The sequence below is a fragment of the Aquicoccus sp. SU-CL01552 genome (assembly GCF_040365005.1).
Taxonomy (GTDB): domain Bacteria; phylum Pseudomonadota; class Alphaproteobacteria; order Rhodobacterales; family Rhodobacteraceae; genus Antarcticimicrobium.
On sequence record NZ_BAABWV010000052.1, the window covers coordinates 1 to 789 of the forward strand.

General features: G+C 62.9%; 1 protein-coding gene. It reads right to left on the reverse strand.

The features are described from left to right. A partial coding sequence (locus ABWV23_RS22345; protein WP_353351912.1) for an elongation factor Tu occupies nucleotides 1-788 on the reverse strand: 788 nt, incomplete at its 3' end. Nucleotide 789 lies beyond the last annotated feature (1 nt).

The following is a 789-nucleotide window of genomic DNA, read 5'->3' on the forward strand; positions in this document are numbered from 1 at the left end:
AGCAGCTTGCGGAACATCTCGACACCGGTACAGGTGGTGGTCTGGGTGTCCTTGATGCCGACGATCTCGATGTTGTCGCCAACGTTGATCACGCCACGCTCGACACGGCCGGTCACCACGGTGCCGCGGCCCGAGATCGAGAACACGTCTTCGATCGGCATCAGGAACGGCTGGTCGACAGCCCGCGTCGGGGTCGGGATGTACTCGTCCACGGCCGCCATCAGTTCGCGGATCTTGTTCTCGCCGATTTCCGGGTCACGCCCTTCCATCGCCGCCAGCGCCGAGCCGGCGATGATCGGGATGTCGTCGCCCGGGTAGTCGTAGGAGGACAGCAGTTCGCGGATCTCCATCTCGACCAGTTCCAGCAGTTCCTCGTCGTCGACCTGGTCGACCTTGTTCATGAACACGACCATCTTCGGGATGCCGACCTGGCGACCCAGCAGGATGTGCTCGCGCGTTTGCGGCATCGGGCCGTCAGCCGCGTTCACCACCAGGATCGCGCCGTCCATCTGCGCCGCACCGGTGATCATGTTCTTGACGTAGTCGGCGTGGCCGGGGCAGTCGACGTGGGCGTAGTGGCGGTTCTCGGTCTCGTATTCCACGTGTGCGGTCGAGATCGTGATGCCGCGGGCCTTTTCTTCGGGCGCGCCGTCGATCTGGTCATAGGCCCTGAAATCGCCGAAATACTTGGTGATCGCCGCCGTCAGCGTCGTCTTGCCGTGGTCAACGTGGCCGATGGTGCCGATGTTGACGTGCGGTTTCGTGCGATCAAACTTTTCCTTTGCCATG